Origin of the sequence: Klebsiella aerogenes KCTC 2190 (assembly GCF_000215745.1) — a bacterium.
GTDB lineage: Bacteria > Pseudomonadota > Gammaproteobacteria > Enterobacterales > Enterobacteriaceae > Klebsiella > Klebsiella aerogenes.
This window is the reverse complement of the sequence record NC_015663.1, coordinates 5,118,563-5,139,158: the sequence shown is the minus strand read 5'-3', so window position 1 is coordinate 5,139,158 and position 20,596 is coordinate 5,118,563. Positions and strand designations below refer to the sequence as shown.

The 20,596-nt window shown below is 55.8% G+C and carries 18 protein-coding genes; 5 read left to right on the top strand and 13 right to left on the bottom strand.

The annotated features are described in order from the left end of the window. Positions 1-39: 39 nt before the first annotated feature. Entirely contained in the window at positions 40-801 is a 762-nt protein-coding gene (locus tag EAE_RS24345; protein ID WP_015706132.1) for a DeoR/GlpR family DNA-binding transcription regulator, read from the bottom strand. Between the two features lie 81 nt (positions 802-882). Between EAE_RS24345 and EAE_RS24340 the strand changes: the two genes are divergently transcribed. Next, complete coding sequence (locus tag EAE_RS24340) at positions 883-1,479, top strand: NUDIX domain-containing protein (protein WP_015706131.1); 597 nt, start codon at positions 883-885, stop codon at positions 1,477-1,479. A 20-nt stretch (positions 1,480-1,499) separates the two neighbouring features. On the opposite strand, the gene EAE_RS24335 is transcribed toward EAE_RS24340, so the two are convergent. Next, positions 1,500-2,786: a serine hydrolase domain-containing protein gene (locus EAE_RS24335; protein WP_015706130.1), complete on the bottom strand. Its 1,287-nt coding sequence runs from the start codon at positions 2,784-2,786 to the stop codon at positions 1,500-1,502. Positions 2,787-2,889: 103 nt separating this feature from the next. Between EAE_RS24335 and EAE_RS24330 the strand changes: the two genes are divergently transcribed. Beyond that, a complete protein-coding gene (locus tag EAE_RS24330) occupies positions 2,890-3,777 on the top strand; it encodes a LysR family transcriptional regulator (protein ID WP_015706129.1) in 888 nt (295 codons plus the stop codon). A gap of 58 nt (positions 3,778-3,835) precedes the next feature. Here EAE_RS24330 and rplY read toward each other — a convergent pair whose 3' ends face one another. After that, a complete protein-coding gene (rplY, locus tag EAE_RS24325; RefSeq protein ID WP_015365674.1) occupies positions 3,836-4,120 on the bottom strand; it encodes a 50S ribosomal protein L25 in 285 nt (94 codons plus the stop codon). Positions 4,121-4,256: 136 nt separating this feature from the next. After that, complete coding sequence (gene radD, locus EAE_RS24320; protein ID WP_015706128.1) at positions 4,257-6,014, bottom strand: DNA repair helicase RadD; 1,758 nt, start codon at positions 6,012-6,014, stop codon at positions 4,257-4,259. A 147-nt stretch (positions 6,015-6,161) separates the two neighbouring features. Between radD and rsuA the strand changes: the two genes are divergently transcribed. From rsuA to EAE_RS24305, 3 genes are all read left to right on the top strand, one after another. Continuing rightward, on the top strand, positions 6,162-6,881 hold the full coding sequence (gene rsuA, locus EAE_RS24315) for a 16S rRNA pseudouridine(516) synthase RsuA (RefSeq protein ID WP_015365676.1): 720 nt from the start codon (positions 6,162-6,164) through the stop codon (positions 6,879-6,881). After that, complete coding sequence (locus tag EAE_RS24310) at positions 6,878-8,074, top strand: Bcr/CflA family multidrug efflux MFS transporter (protein ID WP_015365677.1); 1,197 nt, start codon at positions 6,878-6,880, stop codon at positions 8,072-8,074. Before rsuA ends, EAE_RS24310 begins: the two co-directional genes overlap by 4 nt. A gap of 331 nt (positions 8,075-8,405) precedes the next feature. Further along, positions 8,406-8,750: a YejG family protein gene (locus EAE_RS24305; RefSeq protein ID WP_015365678.1), complete on the top strand. Its 345-nt coding sequence runs from the start codon at positions 8,406-8,408 to the stop codon at positions 8,748-8,750. A gap of 3 nt (positions 8,751-8,753) precedes the next feature. Here EAE_RS24305 and yejF read toward each other — a convergent pair whose 3' ends face one another. The 9 genes from yejF to EAE_RS24260 all read right to left on the bottom strand — a co-directional run bounded on the left by yejF (position 8,754) and on the right by EAE_RS24260 (position 20,416). Next, positions 8,754-10,343 carry a microcin C ABC transporter ATP-binding protein YejF gene (gene yejF, locus EAE_RS24300; RefSeq protein ID WP_015365679.1) on the bottom strand — a complete coding sequence of 530 codons (1,590 nt, stop codon included), beginning with the start codon at positions 10,341-10,343 and terminating at the stop codon, positions 8,754-8,756. A gap of 1 nt (position 10,344) precedes the next feature. Beyond that, positions 10,345-11,370, bottom strand: coding sequence for a microcin C ABC transporter permease (locus EAE_RS24295; protein ID WP_015706127.1), 1,026 nt, complete (start codon positions 11,368-11,370; stop codon positions 10,345-10,347). Continuing rightward, positions 11,370-12,464: a microcin C ABC transporter permease YejB gene (locus EAE_RS24290; protein WP_015706126.1), complete on the bottom strand. Its 1,095-nt coding sequence runs from the start codon at positions 12,462-12,464 to the stop codon at positions 11,370-11,372. Before EAE_RS24290 ends, EAE_RS24295 begins: the two co-directional genes overlap by 1 nt. Before the next feature lie 9 nt (positions 12,465-12,473). Further along, positions 12,474-14,279 carry an extracellular solute-binding protein gene (locus EAE_RS24285; protein ID WP_015706125.1) on the bottom strand — a complete coding sequence of 602 codons (1,806 nt, stop codon included), beginning with the start codon at positions 14,277-14,279 and terminating at the stop codon, positions 12,474-12,476. Between the two features lie 57 nt (positions 14,280-14,336). Beyond that, a complete protein-coding gene (locus EAE_RS24280; protein ID WP_015365683.1) occupies positions 14,337-15,899 on the bottom strand; it encodes a cyclic di-GMP phosphodiesterase in 1,563 nt (520 codons plus the stop codon). A gap of 205 nt (positions 15,900-16,104) precedes the next feature. Beyond that, complete coding sequence (mepS, locus tag EAE_RS24275) at positions 16,105-16,674, bottom strand: bifunctional murein DD-endopeptidase/murein LD-carboxypeptidase (RefSeq protein ID WP_015706124.1); 570 nt, start codon at positions 16,672-16,674, stop codon at positions 16,105-16,107. 426 nt (positions 16,675-17,100) lie between these two features. Beyond that, positions 17,101-17,808, bottom strand: a complete 708-nt coding sequence (locus EAE_RS24270) for a phosphatase PAP2 family protein (RefSeq protein ID WP_015706123.1) — start codon at positions 17,806-17,808, stop codon at positions 17,101-17,103. Between the two features lie 42 nt (positions 17,809-17,850). Then, complete coding sequence (locus tag EAE_RS24265) at positions 17,851-18,828, bottom strand: CobW family GTP-binding protein (RefSeq protein ID WP_015706122.1); 978 nt, start codon at positions 18,826-18,828, stop codon at positions 17,851-17,853. Positions 18,829-18,949: 121 nt separating this feature from the next. Further along, entirely contained in the window at positions 18,950-20,416 is a 1,467-nt protein-coding gene (locus tag EAE_RS24260) for a mannitol dehydrogenase family protein (protein ID WP_015706121.1), read from the bottom strand. Positions 20,417-20,596: the final 180 nt, after the last annotated feature.

Sequence of the window (20,596 nt, the reverse complement as noted above, 5' to 3'; positions counted from 1 at the left end):
TCCCTGCTGATTATCCCGGCGGAACATGATGCCGCCGGGTTAACCTGCTACCTGAATAATCCCGACGCCGCTTTGCTTAAGCTTCTGACGTAACCTGTCATCCAGTTCGCTATCGATAACCACTGTGCTGGCAAGATTAAGCTCGCCGATGGCAAACGCGGAGGCGGAATTAATTTTTTCGGCAGAGGCCATCACCACGGTTTCTGCGGCTCTGGCCGCCAGCGCGCGCTTAATGCCCGCCTCTTCATAATCACCGGTGGTAAAGCCCGCCTGCGGGTGCACGCCGGTAACCCCCATAAAGAACAGATCGGCATGAATCCGCGCCATCGCCGCCAGCGTCCCGGTGCCGACCGTAACTACGGAATGTTTAAACAATGTACCGCCGAGCAGGATCACTTCGATCCGCGGATGCTCGACCAGCGCCACGGCGATCCCCGGACTGTGCGTCACCACGGTACAAGCAAGGTCGGCAGGTAGCGCGGCGATCATCGCCGTGGTGGTGGTACCGCCGTCGACGATGACCACCTGCCCTGGCTGGATAAGCGCCGCTGCCCGGCAAGCTATCGCCTGTTTGGAAGCCATCTGCACGTTTTTTCTGCTTTCGATTGGCGCGATAGCGGCGGATACCGGCAGCGCGCCGCCGTGGACCCGTTGCAGTTTACCTTCCGCCGCCAGTTCGCGCAGATCGCGACGAATGGAGTCTTCTGAGACCTGAAAGCGCTGACTCAACTCCCCCGACATCACCTGTTTTTCTGCGGCAAGGATCTGCAGGATGTGCTGTTTTCTCTGGCTGGCGAGCATTTTTTTTACTCACGATTGATCTTGTTTGTGCACGATTATGCATGTTATGTTGCCAGTTGTCACCTTGGAAGGGGAAAAATCATGCATGAAGACGCACCGCGCGTTCGCCACGTTCGCGAAACGCTCTTGTCCGATAACTGGTACACGCTGAAAAAATATACCTTTGAGCTGTTGCGCCGGGATGGGCGCTGGCAGGAGCAGAGCCGGGAAGCCTACGACCGCGGCAACGGCGCGGTTATTCTGCTCTATAACCGCCACAAGCAGAGCGTGGTGCTCATCCGGCAGTTTCGTTTTCCGGTGTGGATCAACGGTCACGACGGCTTTCTGATCGAAGCCGCCGCGGGATTACTGGATAACGCCTCGCCGGAAGAGCGCATTATCGCCGAAGCGGAAGAGGAGACCGGATTTCGCGTTACCCGCATTGAGCCAGTATTCACCGCGTTTATGAGCCCGGGGTCGGTTACCGAGAAGCTGTACTTCTTTATTGCCGAATACTCCGCGGACGATCGCCGTGGCGATGGCGGCGGGCTGGCGGCGGAAGGAGAGGATATTGAAGTGCTGGAGTGGCCGCTGGCGCGGGCGTTACAGGCCATTCGCGATGGCGAAATCGTGGATGCGAAAACCATTATGCTGCTGCAGCACCTGGCGTTAAATGCCGATACGCTCCTTGCCGGTTAAGCGGCAAGGAGCAGGGGAGATTAGCGCAATTCGCGGGCAATGGCGCTGTACATCAGCGCCGCTTCCAGCGGCTGTGCGTTAAAGGACGGTTCCGCTTGTGGCCAGGTTGACCACTGCACGATCACCAGATGTTCCGCACGGTTGACCATAATCACCTGGCCGTAGATCCCCAGCGCCCACAGCGAGCCTTTCAGCCCTTCCTGCGGCGTCGGCTGTACGTTTTGCGCATTGGCCGGAATGGCGTTATTCCACCATTGATAGCCATAGATACCTTCCGGATGCGCGGCTGAAACCGAGTTCAGCGCTTTTGTCCAGCTTGCGGCTTGATCGAACCAGCCAGCGGGCACCAGCTGTTTACCGTTGCTCAGGCGGCCATCGCGGGCGACAAACTCGCCAAAGCGGCCCCAGTCTTCGAGGGTGGCGTTAAAGCCGTGGGCGCCGACATCATGTTGTCCTTTTTTGTAGGCGTGCCAGACGCCATCGTGGGCCATACCCGCAGGCTGCCACAGTGATTGTTCAAGCCAGGCGGCCAGCGACATACCGGTCGCGCGCTCCAGCACATCGCCCAGCAGCCATGCACCGCCGGAAGAGTAGGACCACTGCTCGCCTGCCGGGTGTTTACGCGACAGCGTCGACACAATTTTACGCACGCAATCATAGGCGCCGGGCTGAGCTTCACACTGGGTAAGGCGGGCGAAGTGCGACTGTGGGTTGGTGTAATCTTCATTCCATTCTACGCCGCTGGTATGTTGAATGAGCTGTTTGAGCGTTACGCCGTCCCAGGCGGTGCCTTTCAGTTCGGGTTCATAAACGGTAATCAGGTCGTCGAGGGAGTGGATTTTACCCTGTTGAATAGCGATGCCGACCAGCGTCGAGACGACCGATTTGCCCACCGAGCGCGAGGTCCACAACGTGGTGTCGGTATTACCTTCGGCGAGATATTTCCAGGCGACTTTACCGTCTTTCAGCACCAGCATACCGCTGACGTTTTCGCGCTTCAGGTAATCCTGCAAATTCCAGGTGTGGCCGTTGAGCGTATAGCGGGCATCGGTCAGTTGCTTTTCAGCGCGCTCCAGCGGGACCGAGGCGCCGTGGCGGAATACATCGCCAGCATAGTTGCGATAGTCATTACGAAAGCCAATCACGCGTGAAGTCTGATCCCAGGTGAGCATGTCTTTGGCCGCGGGTAGCGTTTGATCGTAAGGCGTGGGGCAGACATCCAGCGTCAGGCCGCCGCAGTTTTGCGCCATTGCCGCCGCCGGCAGCGCCGCCAAAATTAACGCCAGGGCCAGTGGTTTTCTTATCATTTTCATTTCCTCGTTTGCCATAGATTCGCATCGCAGTATATAAATCGGCGCGCGGCGGCTAAAATCACTACATGGGGGATTTTCCCCCGAAAGGGAGGGAAGGATGAAAACCCTGCAGTATTCATTTGCACAGATTGAAGCCTTCGCGACGATTGCTGAGACCGGTAGTCTGTCGCGGGCGGCGATCCGTTTAGGGAAAGACCGTACGACGCTTCGCGATCTGCTGGATTACCTGGAAGATGCGTTGGGCTACCGGCTATTCAGCCGTGCAGGGCGTAGCCTGACTTTAACCGCCGAGGGCGAGCAGCTTTTTCGCCAGGCGCACCTGTTGTTGCGTCAGGCGCAGGCTTTCGAGTCTTTTGCGCAAACGCTGCCGCAAACGGCCTGGCAGGAATTACGCCTGGTGTACGATTCTTTCGTGCCGCGTGAATTTCTCTGTTTGCTGGCCGATACGCTTGCCCGGCGGCAGATCCGTTTAAGCTGCTGGAGCGCTTCGCGTCGCGAAGCCGAGCAGGCGTTGAGCGATGGCGTCGCGGATATGGCCATTTGCCAGGCGAACAATCGTACGCTGGGTAGCGAAATGGAGTGGCGGGCGCTGGGTACCGTTGATTTACGCTTTTACGCCGCGCAGCGGTTGTTCGCTGGTACCGCAAGGCCGCTGACGTTGCTGAATTTATCGCTCACCCCGCAGTTAGTCATGCACCGGCGCAGCGACGATCAAATCGCCCGCCGGCTGCAGATATCCGGCCATACGCTGTATATGAATGAAATCACCATGTTGCGCCACGCAATGGAGCAGGGGCAGGGCTGGGGTTTTTTACCCGATCATTTACGGCCCGACGAGTGGCAGGGGGTTGCTGAAATTGCCACCGAGGTCGGTAATCAGGGGCTTAACGTTACCATGGTGATGCTGTGGTTGCCGGGAATGAATAAACACCGCGCGTTGGGAGAGATTGTTGACGACGCGCCAGGGTTATGGCGGCGCAGATAACAAAACGCCCCGGGTCAGAAGACACCAGGGCGTTTGCCATACAACTTGCTATCGGCGATTAAGCGCGAACGAAGTCGATGTGGGTCAGTTTCGGCTTGAACGCGTGACGCTGAACAGCCTGAACTTTAACTTTTTCTTCTTTGCCATCGACAACCAGGGTCAGAACTTCGCCGTAGAACTCAGCTTTGTCCTGCATGTTCCACAGTTTGTCGTGGTCCAGTTCGATAGCAACCGGAGCAGCTTCGCCACCGTAGATGATTGCCGGGAACTTGTTAGCTGCGCGCAGGCGGCGGCTCGCACCCTTACCCTGCTCTTTACGTACTTCTGCGTTGATAGTAAACATTGATGTCTCTCTATATATAAAGCCTGCAACAGGCGACCCAGCAGCAGGCAGATTATCTGCTTTGCGAATGCAAAAGCGGGCGGCATTATAGCCGCCTATCGGCACAGCGGCAATCAAAACCTCAGTTTTTGACGGATTAACGTAGCTCATTAGCGCGACGGAAACGGCCCTGATAATCGAACACTTTTTCCCGCACCTGCCAGTATTGCCCCTTCATCCGGGCGACGACAAAGTCCGGATGGCGCAGTAGCGCCTGCTGGGCAATGATATCCGCCGGGGTTATCCAGCGCAGCGGCACGCCCGGCGTACGGGTATGCGGGCGGATAAACAACTGCTCAAAGGCGGTACGCTGCGCGGGTGTTTGCAAACGGAAGCGCTCACTCACATCGGCGCCGTCCTCATCGTAATAGGTGATTTTTAGCCACGGGCCTTTTTCGTCGCCGCCATGCTGCAGCGCCATGCCGCTGCAGCGCAATACCAGCGCGTCTTTAAGCTTCAGCGCCGCCTTCAGCATGTCGTCCGGGTCGACCAGCACCGTATCGCACTCGCGACAGCGGCGGGCGGCAATGTCATTCTCGGCGTTGCACTGCGGGCAGTTTTTAAAACGAAAGCGGAAGTCGCACTGTTCGCGGTGGCCGTCGTCGTCTTCGAACCAGCCCTGGCAGCGGCGGCCAAAATGCTCAATCAACGTGCCGTCGGCGGTGGTTTTCCCCCAAAAAGTATTGGCGAAACCGCAGGCCGGACAGAAGACCTGTACCGGGACATTATCGCTTTTGCCTTTTGGCGTGCCGACTTCCGGCGCATACAGGTCGTGAGGGTTGCCGGCATAGTCGAGGATCAGACAGTCGGTTTTGCCCGGCGCCAGACGCAGGCCGCGGCCAACAATTTGTTGGTAAAGGCTTACCGACTCGGTTGGCCGAAGAATCGCGATAAGATCGACGTGCGGCGCGTCAAAGCCGGTGGTCAGTACCGCGACGTTCACCAGATAGCGATACTGCTGCGCCTTAAAGGCTTCGATGATGCGATCGCGCTCCGGCCCCGGCGTTTCGCCGGTAATCAGCGCCGCCTGCGCGGGCGGCAGCAGGCCGGTAATTTCCCGCGCGTGTTCGACGGTCGCGGCGAAGATCATCACGCCTTTACGGTTTTCGGCAAACTCAACGATTTGGCTAACGATATGCGGCGTGATGCGCTGCTGTTTTTTCAGCTCGTGGTTAAGGTCGGCTTCGCTGAACAGGCCATTGCTCTGCGCCTGCAGGCGGCTGAAATCGTACTGTACCACCGGCATATCGAGGCGCTCAGGCGGCGTCAGGTAGCCGTGCTTAATCATATAACGCAGCGGCAGCTCGTAGATGCAGTCGCGGAACAGCGCTTTCTCGTCGCCGCGTACCATACCGTGATAGTGGAACTGATAGATCCAACCCTTGCCCAGGCGGAAAGGGGTGGCGGTCAGGCCAAGCAGCCTGAGCTGTGGATTCACCTGCCGCAGGTGGCTGATGATTTGCTGATACTGGCTGTCGTCATCGTCGCTGATACGGTGGCACTCATCGACGATCAGTAAGGAGAATTCGCTTTGAAACTGCTCAAGATTACGCGCCACCGACTGCACGCTGCCGAAGACCACCTTGCCCTGGCTCTCCTTACGCTGCAGACCGGCGGCGAAAATATCCGCTTCCAGCCCAAGCGCACAGTATTTACTGTGATTCTGCGCCACCAGTTCTTTAACGTGGGCCAGAACCAGTACGCGTCCGCGCGCCAACCGCGCCAGTTCGGCGATCACCAGGCTTTTGCCGGCGCCGGTCGGCAGTACGATGGCGGCGGGCTCATGGTGACGGCGGAACCAGGCGAGCGTGGCGTCAACGGCCTCTTTTTGGTAGGGACGTAGTGTAAAAGTCATCAATTCTCGGGGGTTAATTAACTCGCAAATAGTATGCCATGAATCTTTTCCCTTGAGTGGTGTTAAGAGCCCGTTATACTAACCAATGGAATTCTTCTTTTTCGGGCGAGATGCCCGCTCCAGCATTATTACAGGCTAAAAAATCTCATGCGACTTGATAAGTTTATCGCTCAGCAGCTTGGCGTCAGCCGTGCTATTGCCGGGCGTGAAATCCGCGGCAGCCGCGTTACCGTGGACGGCGACATTGTGAAAGATGCCTCCTTTAAGCTCCAGCCAGAGCACGAGGTGGAATATGACGGCAATACGCTGACCCAGCAGCACGGCCCCCGTTACTTTATGCTCAACAAGCCGCAGGGTTATGTCTGTTCAACAGACGATCCCGATCATCCAACGGTGCTTTATTTTCTCGATGAGCCGGTTGCCCATAAGCTGCACGCCGCCGGGCGTCTGGATATCGACACCACCGGTCTGGTACTGATGACCGATGACGGTCAGTGGTCGCACCGCATCACTTCGCCGCGTCATCACTGCGAAAAAACCTATCTGGTGGAGCTGGAAAATCCGCTGGAAGAGGGCGTCGCCGAGCAGTTTGCCAAAGGCGTGCAGCTGCATAATGAAAAAGATCTCACCAAACCTGCAGTCCTCGAAGTTATCACTCCGACAGAAGTGCGCCTGACCATCAGCGAAGGCCGCTACCACCAGGTAAAACGCATGTTCGCGGCGGTGGGTAACCACGTCGTGGGATTACATCGCGAGCGTATCGGCGACATTACCCTCGATGCGTCGCTGGAACCCGGCGAATACCGCCCGCTGACGGAAGATGAAATCGCCAGCGTTGGCGCCCCACAAGCACGGAGTAAAACGTGACGACAAAGCAGAATTCTTCATTTGGGATTGTGTTTATTCTTGGCCTGTTGGCCATGTTAATGCCGCTGTCGATTGATATGTATCTGCCGGCGCTGCCGGTTATCTCGTCGCAGTTCAACGTGCCGGATGGCAGCGCGCAAATGACGCTCAGTACCTATATTCTGGGCTTTGCGCTGGGGCAGTTGCTGTACGGGCCGATGGCCGACAGCATTGGCCGTAAACCGGTGATCCTCGGTGGGACGCTGATATTCGCCGCGGCGGCGGTGGCCTGCGCGTTGTCGCAGACCATCGAGATGCTGATTACTATGCGTTTCTTCCACGGCCTGGCGGCCGCGGCGGCCAGCGTGGTGATCAACGCCCTGATGCGCGATATCTACCCGAAAGAGGAGTTCTCGCGCATGATGTCATTTGTCATGCTGGTCACCACCATTGCGCCGCTGGTGGCGCCGATGGTCGGCGGCGCGGTGCTGGTGTGGTTCAGCTGGCACGCGATTTTCTGGATCCTGGCGCTGGCGGCGCTGCTGGCATCGGCGATGATCGCTTTCTTTATTAGCGAGACGCTGCCGGTAGAACGGCGGCAGAAATTTCATATTCGCACCACGCTTGGCAACTTCGCCACCCTATTCCGCCACAAGCGGGTACTTAGCTATATGCTGGCCAGCGGCTTTAGTTTCGCCGGCATGTTTTCATTTCTCAGCGCGGGTCCATTTGTCTACATCAACATTAATCACGTGTCGCCGCAGCACTTTGGCTACTATTTTGCGCTGAATATCGTGTTCCTGTTCATCATGACCATCATTAACAGCCGCTTTGTTCGCCGGGTCGGCGCATTGAACATGTTCCGCGCCGGGCTGTGGATCCAGCTGGCGATGGCGGTGTGGATGGTGGTGTGTGCGCTGCTTGATGTTGGTTTCTGGTCGCTGGTGGTGGGCGTGGCGGCGTTCGTCGGCTGCGTATCGATGGTCTCCTCTAACGCCATGGCGGTGATCCTCGACGAGTTTCCGCATATGGCGGGAACCGCATCGTCGCTGGCCGGAACATTTCGCTTTGGGATTGGCGCGATTATCGGCGCATTGCTGTCGATGGCCACCTTTACCACCGCCTGGCCGATGCTGATTTCTATCGCATTTTGCGCCGTTAGCTCCATTCTCTTCTATCTGTACGCCAGCCGGCGACGAAAAGTCGCACATTAAGTCACATTTTCAGGGGCGATTTCCGCCCCTTTTTTGATACATGTCAACCGAAATCGGCTTCCCTGTTTATCTATATGTTTCTTTTATGTAAAATCAATTAGTGTAAAAAGTCGCAATGTTGCGATAAAAAAGTTGTTTTGGATCACAGAAACGGGTACATATAGCCGCGAACTGTTTCCGCAAGGCAACTATAAAGTTCTGGATAATAAGCTGTTAGCCCTGACCCCATGCGGGTGTAAGCGTTTTCTAAGCTGTTGCAGGACTATTTGTCAACAATGTGTTAATATTGATGTAAATTTATTGTGAAGCCTTTTGCTTCCGGGGAAACCAAGTGAATACACAGCAACTCTCTATCGTACACCGACTGCCGCAGAGCTATCGCTGGCTGGCCGGTTTTGCGGGTTCAAGAGTTGAACCGATTCCGCAAAACGGCGCTGAGGGCGAAAATAGCCTGGTGGCATTAAAACTGCTCAGCCCGGACGGCGAGAAAGCGTGGCCGGTGATGCGCACGCTGAGCCAGGCGCTGAGCGACATCGAAGTGGACTGTTCCATTCTTGAGTGTGAAGGCGAACCGTGCCTGTTCGTTAATATGCAGGATGAGTTTGCCGCTACCTGTCGTCTGAAAAATTTCGGCGTGGCCATTGCCGAGCCTTTCTCTGGCAACAACCCCTTCTGACCGTCAGCTTAACGCCAGCAGCTGGCGGGTGTACTCCTGAAGCGGTGCCGTAAATACGCGCTCGCATTCACCCTGCTCGACGACTTCTCCCTGCCGCAGCACTATCACCTGATGACAGAGCGTCCGTACAACACGTAAATCGTGGCTGATAAACAGATAGGCCAGCTGATGCTTTTGCTGTAGCGTCTTCAGTAGCGCCAGGATCTGCGCCTGTACGGTTTTATCCAGCGATGAGGTAGGTTCATCCAACACAATCAGCTGCGGTTTGACGATCAGCGCCCGGGCAATGGCAATACGCTGGCGCTGGCCGCCGGAGAATTCCGCCGGATAGCGCTGCCGCGTCGCGGGATCGAGCCCCACTTCCTGCATCACCTGAATCACCGCTTGTTCACGTTGCGCGGACGTCAACGTCGGCTGGTGAACGCGTAATCCTTCCTCGATAATCTGCAGGACGCTCAGGCGCGGGTTAAGGGATGAATTCGGATCCTGAAAGACCACCTGAATGCGTCGGCGCAGCGGCAGCATCTGGCGGCGATTTCGTCCCTGGATCGACTCGCCGGCAAACTGCATTTCTCCGCTGGAGTTAATCAGCCGCAGCAGCGCCAGCCCGGTAGTGCTTTTGCCAGAGCCGGATTCTCCCACCAGCCCCAGTGTTTCTCCGGCCCGCAGGGTAAAAGTCAGATGGTTGACCACTCGATTGTGATCGACCACCCGGCGCAGGATCCCTTTGCGGATTGGGAAGGCGACATTAAGATCGCGGGCCTGCAGTAGGATGGGCGCGTCGGCGGGGAGCGGCACCGGTTTGCCGGCCGGTTCGCTATCCAGCAGGCGGCGGGTATACGGGTGCGTTGGCGCCTGAAACAGCTCCCGGCAGCCGTTTTGTTCGACGCAGCGGCCGTTTTGCATCACCGCCACCCGGTCGGCAAGCTGGCGGACGATGCTCAGATTGTGGGTGATGAACAACATCCCCATGTTGAGCTCACGCTTCAGTTCGCGCAGCAGTTGCAGAATCTGCGCCTGTACCGAGACGTCCAGCGCGGTGGTCGGTTCATCGGCAATGAGCAGCTCCGGGCGCGTCAGCAGCGCCATGGCGATCATCACCCGTTGGCGTTCGCCGCCGGAAAGCTGGTGCGGATAGTCGGCAAGCCGTCGTGAGGCGTTGCGGATGCCAACCCGATCCAGACAGTCGAGGATTTCGCCGCGCGCCGCCTCTTTGCGCATGCCGCGGTGCAGCGAAAGCACCTCGTACAGTTGTTTCTCCAGATTATGCAGCGGATTGAGCGACACCATCGGCTCCTGGAAAATCATCGCGATGCGGTTGCCGCGGATCCCGCGCAGGGTTCGTTCATCGGCGTGCAGCAATGATTGACCGTGAAAGCGAATATCGCCGCTGGGGTAGCTGACCGGCGGAGAGGGCAGGAGGCGCAGTACCGACAGCGCGGAGACGCTCTTGCCGGAGCCTGATTCGCCGACCAACGCCAGCGTTTCACCTGCGGCAATCCGCAGCGTCAGGTTGCTGACGACCGTTTGGCTTGCCCCTTGCTGGCGGAAGGCGATAGAGAGGTCGTCAATGTCTAATAACGGCTGGCCCATGTTATACCGCCTTACCCGGATCGAAGGCGTCGCGGACCGCTTCGCCAATGAAAATTAGCAGCGTCAGCAGCACCGCCACCGACAAAAATGCCGCCATCCCCAGCCACGGCGCCTGCAGGTTATTTTTCCCCTGCAGTAGCAGTTCGCCCAGCGATGGCGAGCCTATCGGCAGGCCAAAGCCGAGAAAGTCGAGCGAGGTCAGGGTGGTTATCGAACTGCACAAAATAAACGGCAGGAAGGTGAGGGTAGCGACCATCGCATTCGGCAGCATATGGCGCAGGAGTATATGGCGATCGCTGACCCCCAGCGCCTGTGCGGCGCGAATATAATCGTAGTTACGGGTGCGCAGGAACTCGGCGCGAACCACCCCGACCAGCGTCATCCAGCCAAATAAAACGGTAATCGCCAGCAGCCACCAGAAATCAGGTTGCACCACGCTTGAGAGCAGAATAATTAAAAATAGCGTCGGCATGCCGGACCATACTTCAATAAAACGCTGCCCCCACAGGTCGAGCTTACCGCCGTAGTAGCCCTGCAGCGCCCCGGCAAGCACGCCAAGCACGCTGGAGAAGAACGTCAGCAGTAGGCCGAATAATAATGAGATCCGTGCGCCATAGAGGATCCGCGCGAATACATCGCCGCCGTTAGCGTCGGTACCCAGCCAGTTGTGCCGGGACGGCGGCGAAGGGAAGGGGCTGTCGGTGGCGAAATTGATGCTGGTGGCGCCGAAACGTACCGGCGCCCACAGCACCCAGCCGTTTTCCGTCAGCCGTTTTTGCAGCCAGGGATCCTGATAGTCGGCGGCGGTGGCAAAATCACCGCCAAAGGTTGTTTCGCTATAGGTTTTCAGCACCGGTACGTAGAGACTACCGCGATACTGCACCAGCAGTGGTTTATCGTTGGCGATAAGCTCGGCGCACAGGCTGCAAATAAATAGCGCAAGGAAGATCCACAGCGACCAGAAGCCGCGGCGGTTGTGGCGAAAACGCGCCCAGCGGGCCTGATTAACGGGGGAGAGAAATGACATTAGCGGCCCTCGAAATCGATACGCGGATCGACCAGCGTATAGCTGATGTCGCTGACAATGTTTAATAACAGGCCGATTAACGTGAAGATATACAGAGTGCCGAACATCACCGGGTAATCGCGCGACACGGTGGCTTCGTAGCCGAGCAGCCCAAGACCATTGAGCGAGAACATCACCTCAATCAGCAGCGAACCGGTAAAGAACATGCTGATAAAGGTGGCGGGAAAACCGGCAATCACCAGCAGCATGGCGTTGCGGAAAACATGTTTCCACAAGATCTGTTTTTCACCGACGCCTTTGGCGCGGGCCGTTACCACATATTGCTTGCGGATCTCATCAAGGAAACTGTTTTTAGTCAGCATCGTCAGGGCGGCGAAACCGCCGATCACCGTCGCCAGCACCGGTAAGGTGATATGCCAGAGATAGTCGACGATCTTCTGGTACCACGGCAGGCTATCAAAATTAGCGGAGACCAGGCCGCGCAGCGGAAAAAGATCGAAATAGCTGCCGCCGGCGAAGATCACGATCAGTAATATCGCGAACAGAAACGCCGGGATGGCGTAACCGATGATGATAAATGTGCTGCTCCAGACGTCGAAATGGCTGCCGTTACTGACGGCTTTACGGATCCCCAGCGGTATCGACACCAGGTAGATAATCAGCGTGCTCCACAGGCCGAGGGTAATAGATACCGGCAGGCTGTCTTTAATCAACTGCAGCACCGAAGCGCTGCGAAACAGGCTATCGCCAAAATCAAAACGCAGATAGTCGCCAAGCATCTTAAAGTAGCGTTCGTGAATGGGTTTATCGAAGCCGTAGCGGTGGGTGATTTCGGCAATCACTTCCGGATCGAGCCCACGTCCGCCGCGATAATGGCCTTCACTGATATTGCCAACGCCGGTACGCACATGGCTGGCGCCCATACCGCTATCTCCTGCGCCGGGCAACCCGCCGCGGTCGCCGAACTCCACGGCGGCGATCGCCTGATCGACCGGACCGCCTGGCGCAATCTGCACGATAAAAAAATTGATGGTGATGATGGCCCAGAGCGTCGGGATCACCAGTAATAGTCGGCGGAGCAGGTAGGCGCCCATCTTTAATCCTTAACGTCGGTCCGCAGGAAGCCTGGCGGCTTTGTTAACATCGTACCACCAGCCATCAAAGCCTGAGGAGTAGGTAGGGCGAGTTTGCGGGAAGGAAAATTTATTCCAGTAAGCCGTCCTGTCCTGCGCCATATACCACATCGGCAGCATGTAATAGTTCCAGGTCAGCACCCGGTCGAGCGCGCGGCCCAGCGGCAGAAGCTTCTGTTTGTTGCCCTGCCAGCGCACGATCTGCGCAATCAACGCGTCGACCGCCGGGTTCTGCACTCCCGGCGCGTTATAGCTGGAGTTAATATAGTCCGAGGCCCACGAAACCTGTAAGCCCGTATCTGGCCAGGCGGTGGCGCGCCACAGTGAGGGCATCATGTCGTAATCGCGGCTCCGCAGTCGGCTGTTGGCCTGGGAGTTATCCACCTGACGGATATCCATCGTCACGCCTAAACGCTGTAAATTATGCTGGAACGGTAGAACCCAACTGACGTTGCCGCCGGAGGCGAGCAGCAGCTCAAAGCGCAGCGGTTTGCCGGTTTTGGCATTAACGCGCTGACGGTTTTTTAGCACCCATCCCGCCTGGTTCAATAGGGCATCTGCTTTGAGTAAATTGGCGCGGTCAAAACCATCGCCGCTGGAAACTGGCGGCTGATAAATCCGGGTAAAGACCTCAGGCGGCAATTCTTTTTTCATCGGCGCCAGCAGGGCGAGCTCATCGGCCTTCGGGTAATCACGAGCGGCATATTCTGTGTTCTGAAAGTAGCTGTTTGGCCGACTGTAGGCGCCGTAAAACAGCGCCTTATTCATCCATTCGAAATCAAATGCAAGGGTGATGGCCTCACGTACCTGACGGTCGGCAAAGACCGGGCGCTGAATATTAAAAGCCAGCCAGCGGGTATCCTTTGCCGAGGTATTCGTTCGATCGTCTTTCACAATATAACCGTTGCTAAAGTTGCGCCCGATATAGCGCGTGGCCCAGTTTTTTGTTGAACTCTCCTCGCGCATATCTACCGCTCCGGCCTTGAAGGCTTCGAAAGCGACGTTATCGTCAAGATAGTAGTCGTAGCGAATCGTGTCGAAGTTCCAGCGCCCGCGGTTTACCGGCAGGTCGGCGGCCCAGTAGTTCTCGACTCGCGAATAGACAATATACTGCCCCATCCGCCAGCGGCTGATGCGATAGGGGCCGCTGGCGAGCGGCGGCGTTGAAAGCGGGTCACTCAGTTTATGATGGCGCCAGAATGACTCAGGCATTACCGGCAGCGACAGCAGGCTGAGCATATTTTCTTTGCCCGGCTTGGCCAGTTCGATGCGCACCGTCAGCGGGGCGATGGCTTTGACGGTCGTCCCTTTATAGATAAGACGGAACTGCGGTACCCCTTCGGTCATAAATTTGTGGAAGGTGAAAGCAACGTCGCTGGCGGTAATCGGGCTACCGTCATGAAAGCGGGCACGCGGGTTGATGGTAATTTCCATCCACGAGAAATCATCGGCAAAGCGCGCGCGATCGGCTATCAGCGGGTAGTAGCTGCCCGGTTCATCGTCCGAGGTGGTAAACAGGGTGTCATACAGCGCATCGGTGCGTACGCCGGGGTTACCGCGCAGGGCGTAGCGGTTAAAATTGTCAAAGGTGCCAATGGCGGCAAGCGTTATACTGCCGCCTTTAGGTGCGTCCGGATTGACGTAATCGAAGTGATGAAAGTCAACGGCATACTTTGGCTCGCCGATAATAGCGAACGCTTCGCTCTCTTTAATGGTTTGCGCCTGGCTACTCAGGCTAAATAAAGCCAGCAGCAGCAGGCCGATGCGCGCAAACATAGTTGGAATATCATCCTCTGACCATTAACCCCGGTGGTTTCGCATCATAAGCGACCCTCAGCGGCTTGTGAAATAATTTGCCGGTTCATCATGGGCGGCGACCAGTTTATCCAGCGGCAGCGGGCGGCTGAAGCAGTAACCTTGCAGATACTTCACGCCGTGAGCACGCAGCCATTCCGCCTGCTCCGGCGTTTCTACGCCTTCAGCCACGGTTTTCAACTGTAGACGGCGGCTTAGCGTTAGCACCGCATCCAGGACGGGAGAGGTGACGGTTTCGGTACCGATCGCCTGCACAAAACCACGATCGATCTTCAGATAATCAAAGTTATAGCGCTCCAGATAAATCAGCGCGCTATGGCCGGTACCAAAATCATCGATAGCAATTTCGAAGCCCTGCTGATGGAGCCACTCAAAAATGGCCATCGACTGGTTTTTATCGATCATCGAACGTTCGGTTATCTCCAGCACGACGTCGAAGTAGTTTGCGGGTAACGCGGCGGCAAAACGTTGCATATCTTGCTGAAATCCGGCGGCATGCAGGTGGGCAGGCGAGATATTCAGACCGAGCTTGGTACCGCGCGGCAAAATGCGCTGCAGAGTCGGCGCGTCGCGGGCAATCAACATTAACAGGTGATGGGTAAGCGGCACGATCATCTGCTGCGTCTCCGCCAGATTAATAAAGACGTCAGGCGGGATTTCACCTACCACCGGATGCCGCCAGCGCATCAGCACTTCAACGCCGCTAATCTGCAGGGTATCGGCCTTTACCACCGGCTGGTAGACCACGTAGAACTGGTTGTTTTTGATCCCCAGTTGGATCGATTTCCGCGGATCGGATTTGATCGTCAGGATGTAGTAGCTGAGCAAGCCGGCAAGCATGCCGCATACCACGCCGAGCAACAGGGCGAACTGGGTATTCTCGCCAAGCCAGCTGTTGGAAAAGAGATACACTTTTAGCGGTAGCCCCGGAACCTGAATCTGGCGTATCGGCTCATTGGGCAATGATAGCGGGTCGATAATTTTGCTGCTGAAGGTCGAAATTGCCGTATGGCCGATGGCCAGCGCAATGCCGCTGAAATCATTCTGTCGTGCGGTATAGAGGATATAAGGCGTCAGATTGGCATTGATGGATACAAAAATGCCGCTGTCTCGATCGCCGGGACGTTGTACCCACATTGCCAGCGCGGCGGTGTTCGGCATCATCGGCGTGCCCTGGAGGATGGCCATATCCAGAGGTTTATTGGTATCAAGCTGCGGTATCAATTGTTTAAACGGTGTGTCCATTGCGCCGGTGGCGGATGAGCAGAACGCTTTGCCGTTTTTCACCAGCAGGAAGGCGCGCACGTTGGGACTAAAGGCGGCGCTGGCGGCGAGGCCGGAGTCAATATGTTCGCAGGGCTGATCGAGCAGCGGCTGCAGGCCATCAATGGTTTTGCTTAAATCAGCGAAATAGCTATTAAGGTAGTGGCTGACGTTATTGATTATCTGATCGAAACGCTCAGAGCGGTTGTGGTAGATAACCATAAACTGGATGCTGCCGGCCAGTAGCGCGACGGCAACGCCGATACAAATACTGGTAAGCCAGATTTTACGTCGGGGTGAAAAGTAGCGGGTTAGCATAGGCCAGAATCTGTCCGTATTATTGAATCACGCCAATGGGATGCCTGAAGAGTATGGTTCCATTTCCTTTAAAAGACATAGCTTATAAAGACATAGCCTATTTTGCGGGGTTCACCGGCGGAGAAGCAAAAAAAAACACTGCCGGGGCAGTGTTCTTTTCATTTCTTACCGTCAGCCAAGGGATAACTCACGGTAAGAAGAACAATCAGGAACGACTCAGAACGCGACGCGCTTCGTTATAGCGCTTTTTCCAGTATGGCTCATCCAGGCTTGAGATGGTGACGCCGCTGCTGGTAGAGGCATGAACAAACTGGTTGTTGCCGATATAGATACCAACATGACGACCCGTAGAGCCAGCGCGGAACAGCACTAAATCGCCGGTACGCAGTTGAGTGCGCGAAATCGATTTGCCGGAATCCTGTTGCTCGGAAGTTGAGCGTGGCAGCTCCAGGCCAAATTGTTCACGGAAAGTACGCTGCACGAATGCCGAGCAATCGATCCCTTTCCGGGTGCTGCCGCCAAGGCGGTAACGCACGCCTTTCCAGCTAGCATACTGGTCCATCAAACGGGACTTCACGTCCAGGTTGCTGACCATTTTTTCAAATTCATCCTGAGAAGCTTGCAGTGATGATAAATCTCCACTACCCACAGCATGCGTCTCAGAATGCATATTCTTGGCGGTACTTGTTGAACTACACGCGGAAAGCAGAACCGCAACTGCAATCGCGGGGGCGACCCGCAAGATATATCTCAAAATCGGCTGAGATTTGACCATTATGTTTATTTTCCCTTGTTGTCCTTAACGACAATGTCGTTATAAAAAATGCCAAACGTGGTAGAGCCTAGATTCCAGAAAGCAATGAGACAATTCCTTAAGCCTAAAAATGTGGAGTACCGCACAAATTTATTTGGATGATGAATTGTGTTGCTTGGGAAGGCAAAACGAGAAAGAGATTACCCTATCAAACGTGGGATGGCGAGCGGTTTTGCGCGATTTCTTATAAGTATTTTTGCGACCAAAAGTGAATCATCGGCAAAGGGGAAAATAGCGCCTTTTTTGGCTGAAAAATATGCAATATCTTCATTTCAATGATGATTAATGTGACAGGAAGATGATGTCGCGAATAAATCATCAGCAAATATAAAAAAAGGGGTCAGAACGACCCCTTATGGATAATATTAATAAAATGTAAAAATGATCTTATTTTTTTGCTATTCCACCCGGAAGCGAACGGTCGAACCAGGCGATGGCCTTATCGGAAAGCGAGGTCATTAATACCCATGGCGCGCCAATCAGCACCGCGCTGAGTGAACCTACGGCAATATCGGTGAACCAATGGGCGCCGATCATCACTCGCGGGAAAGCAAAAACCACAAAAATAATCAGTGAAATGGTAAATGCCCGGCGGCCGAAATATCGCCACATAAACGAGGCGAAAATGAGCAACATCATGCCGTGGTCGCCCGGGAAGCTATCTTTTGAAGCGTCTTTGGTGGGCAATGAGACCACGTCGCTGACTTTCGTGATATCCGTAAAGAACAGCGAAGGGCTGGCGCGTTTTACCGGCATCAGATGCTGGGCAAGTTGATTGATAATTACCGCTGCGAGCAACATCACCAGCCCCATAAGGATAATACGACGGCGTTCAGCGCTCTGCGCTTTGATCCAGAAACTGAGCATCAGACAGCCCATCGCCAGCAGCGAGCAGGCGTCGAAAGCGCGATTGTTGATGATCGCTAACAGCCAGGCATACGCGTGGTTGGCGCTGACGCCCTGGTTAAAGAAGTGAAAAATAGCCGAGTCAAGCGGGAACCAGAAACCGTGATTTGCCGGTAGATACCAGGAACAAAATAAGGCTACGCCCGCGACGTTCAGCAGCAAGATAAGGGGAATACGGTTTTTAGTCATAACAGATGCGATTTTTTTAAACAGCGGCTAAAAATAGCCGCATTAACTTAAACGAAGCTTCAACAGCGAGGACTGCAGGGCATTCCAGTCAACGTCTGATTCACAAATCAGTTCGATGCGGCTATCCGGCGGCGGCGCATTTTGCGTTTCGATATGCAGATCGAGTCCCTGACGGTTGATACGCACCAATCCTTCAGCAATACGCATCACGCCTTTCACCCGGCCAACCGGCGCCAGACGCGCCCACTCCAGCAACCCAACGGTGTCAAATTGGGTATCAGCATCAAAAATCCAGCCGCAGGCATGGTATCCCTGGCCGCTGTTAACACTGCGACGCCAGCGTTGGTGCGCCGGTAGATTTAACGCCGCCAGACCCTGCTTTTGTCCGTGACTATGCACGTGGTCCGGGCTTGCCGGCAGCGGGGCGGTGTTACGGCGCGGCAGATCCAGCAGCGCGAGCTCGATATTTCCTTGGGTGGCGTTCACCTGCAGGCGCTCGCCGGCGTACTGTTGCCACCAGTTGGTAAAAGCGGCCTCGCTTTCCGGCGTCGCCCGATCGCTTTTATTGGCGACGATGACATCGGCTGCGGCCAGCTGATCGCGGAAATTATCATTGGCTACGATCTTCTCCTCCAACAGCTGGCGCGGATCGAGAATGCACAGCGTCGCGCGCAGATCGATCCACGGCTCGTAGACCGCAGCGGTGAGGGTATCAAGGATCTGCCTGGGATGACCCAGTCCGGTTGGTTCAATCAGCAGACGATCGGGCTTTCCCTGGCGCAGCAGCGTATTGAGCCCAACCTGCATTGGCAGACCGTTGACGCAGCACATGCAGCCGCCGGGGATCTCTTTTAGCAACGCGCCGCTTTCCGCCAGCAGGGCGCCGTCGATGCCGACTTCGCCGAACTCGTTGACCAGCACGGCCCATTTTTCATTTGCAGGCTTGTGGGCCAGTACATGAAGAATCGAGGTCGTTTTGCCGCTGCCGAGAAAGCCCGTGATCAGGTTAGTTTTGGTCACATCCCCTCCAGCATAGAAATGTAATGTTGTAACAGTTGCGACTATCCTGACGAAAAAAGGGGAAAAAGAGAAGGGTTACTGCGGACAGAAAAACATTCTGTCCGCTAAACAGCAGAAATTGTTAACTATGCAGAGCGTTAGCCACGGCCTGGCGGGAGCCGAATGTTGTCAGTTGCTGCCAGGCTGAAGTGATTTCAGCAACAAACTGCGGGTTGCCCGGCAGATCTTTGCCAAATATCTCTTCCAGGCCAAGCAGGGCGCTGACGCGTTCCTCTTGCTGGCTGGCGTCAACCAACCGTTTGATTTTGTCGACTAGCGGGTCGCGCACGTCAATGGCTTGCCCGGCGTCGTCGACGCCGCTTACGTAACGCATCCAGCCCGCCACGCCCAGCGCCAGCAGTGGCCAGCGGCTGTCGTTTGCCAGATGAACGCGTATACTATCGAGCATGCGCTGCGGCAGCTTTTGACTGCCGTCCATGGCGATTTGCCAGGTGCGATGCTTTAAGGCCGGATTGGCGAAGCGCGTTATCAGGCTGTCGGCATAGGCAACTAAATCCACGCCGGTAATCGATAGCGTTGGCGCTTGTTCATCAAGCATCAGGCGACGGGCGGCATGGCGGAAAACATCGTCCTGCATGCATTCGCTAACGTGCGCATGCCCCGCCAGGTAGCCCAGCCAGGCGAGGAAGGAGTGGCTACCGTTGAGCATGCGCAGTTTCATTTGTTCCCACGGCAGGACATCGTTGGTCATCTGTACGCCTGCCGTTTCCCAGGCCGGGCGCCCGGCGACAAAATTGTCTTCCACTACCCATTGAATAAACGGTTCGCAACTGATAGCGCAGGGATCGTCAACGCCCAGCACGGAGGCAATCTCAGCCAGAGATTCTTCGGTGGCGGCTGGCACGATGCGGTCAACCATGGTGCCGGGGAAGCTGACATGTTCAGCAATCCAGCTTGCCAACTCCTGGCTTCGTTTCTCAGCCATGCCGAGGACGGCGTTTTTCACGACGTGACCATTGTCGGGAATATTGTCGCAGGAGAGTACGGTAAAGGGTGCGAGTCCGCGTTCGCGGCGGCGATTGAGCGCTTCAACTAAAATACCGGGAGCCGACTGCGGCAGCGTCGGGTTTTCCAGATCGTGAACGATGCGCGGCTGGGCTGGATCCAGTTTACCGGTGGCCGGATCGATGCAATAACCTTTCTCAGTAATCGTCAGCGAAACGATAGCCACCTGCGGTTCGCAAAATTTTTCGATAATTGCTGCCAGCGAATCAAGTTTGGCGTTCAGGCATTCATGTACTGCGCCAACCACGATCGGTTGGTTACCCTCAGCGCCTTTTTCCAGCACCGTAAACAGGTGGTCTTGCGCACGCAGTTGGCTCATCAGCTTATCGCCGCTGAACAGGCTGATTTCACAAATTCCCCAGTCGCCGCCGCTGGCGTTAAGCACCCGGTCGGTTAGCAGCGCCTGATGCGCACGATGAAATGCGCCAAAACCAAGGTGCACGATACGCGAGCGCAATTGGCGGCGATCGTATTGCGGAAGTTGCACGCCTGCTGGCAGCGCGGCGGTAGCGATAGTTGTCATTTTTATACACCTGATTAACCAATGATTAACATGAGGTAGTGTAAAGTTATATGACAACAATTTAAATTGGTAAGCCGAATTTATCCGCTTAGTGTGAGCTGGATCAATCAATGCTACGGGGGAAATTGACCATTCAGCAGAAGCATGTATGGTAGTCGTCATGATGTTTCACATTATTGG

Coding starts and splice junctions, on each gene's coding strand:
- yejF (WP_015365679.1), bottom strand. CDS start 10,343: ATGGGCCAGCCGTTATTAGACATTGACGACCTCTCTATCGCCTTCCGC.
- rplY (WP_015365674.1), bottom strand. CDS start 4,120: ATGTTTACTATCAACGCAGAAGTACGTAAAGAGCAGGGTAAGGGTGCG.
- EAE_RS24335 (WP_015706130.1), bottom strand. CDS start 2,786: ATGATAAGAAAACCACTGGCCCTGGCGTTAATTTTGGCGGCGCTGCCG.
- EAE_RS24270 (WP_015706123.1), bottom strand. CDS start 17,808: ATGACTAAAAACCGTATTCCCCTTATCTTGCTGCTGAACGTCGCGGGC.
- EAE_RS24260 (WP_015706121.1), bottom strand. CDS start 20,416: ATGACAACTATCGCTACCGCCGCGCTGCCAGCAGGCGTGCAACTTCCG.
- rsuA (WP_015365676.1), top strand. CDS start 6,162: ATGCGACTTGATAAGTTTATCGCTCAGCAGCTTGGCGTCAGCCGTGCT.
- radD (WP_015706128.1), bottom strand. CDS start 6,014: ATGACTTTTACACTACGTCCCTACCAAAAAGAGGCCGTTGACGCCACG.
- EAE_RS24330 (WP_015706129.1), top strand. CDS start 2,890: ATGAAAACCCTGCAGTATTCATTTGCACAGATTGAAGCCTTCGCGACG.
- EAE_RS24280 (WP_015365683.1), bottom strand. CDS start 15,899: ATGCTAACCCGCTACTTTTCACCCCGACGTAAAATCTGGCTTACCAGT.
- mepS (WP_015706124.1), bottom strand. CDS start 16,674: ATGGTCAAATCTCAGCCGATTTTGAGATATATCTTGCGGGTCGCCCCC.
- EAE_RS24345 (WP_015706132.1), bottom strand. CDS start 801: ATGCTCGCCAGCCAGAGAAAACAGCACATCCTGCAGATCCTTGCCGCA.
- EAE_RS24290 (WP_015706126.1), bottom strand. CDS start 12,464: ATGGGCGCCTACCTGCTCCGCCGACTATTACTGGTGATCCCGACGCTC.
- EAE_RS24285 (WP_015706125.1), bottom strand. CDS start 14,279: ATGTTTGCGCGCATCGGCCTGCTGCTGCTGGCTTTATTTAGCCTGAGT.
- EAE_RS24295 (WP_015706127.1), bottom strand. CDS start 11,370: ATGTCATTTCTCTCCCCCGTTAATCAGGCCCGCTGGGCGCGTTTTCGC.
- EAE_RS24340 (WP_015706131.1), top strand. CDS start 883: ATGCATGAAGACGCACCGCGCGTTCGCCACGTTCGCGAAACGCTCTTG.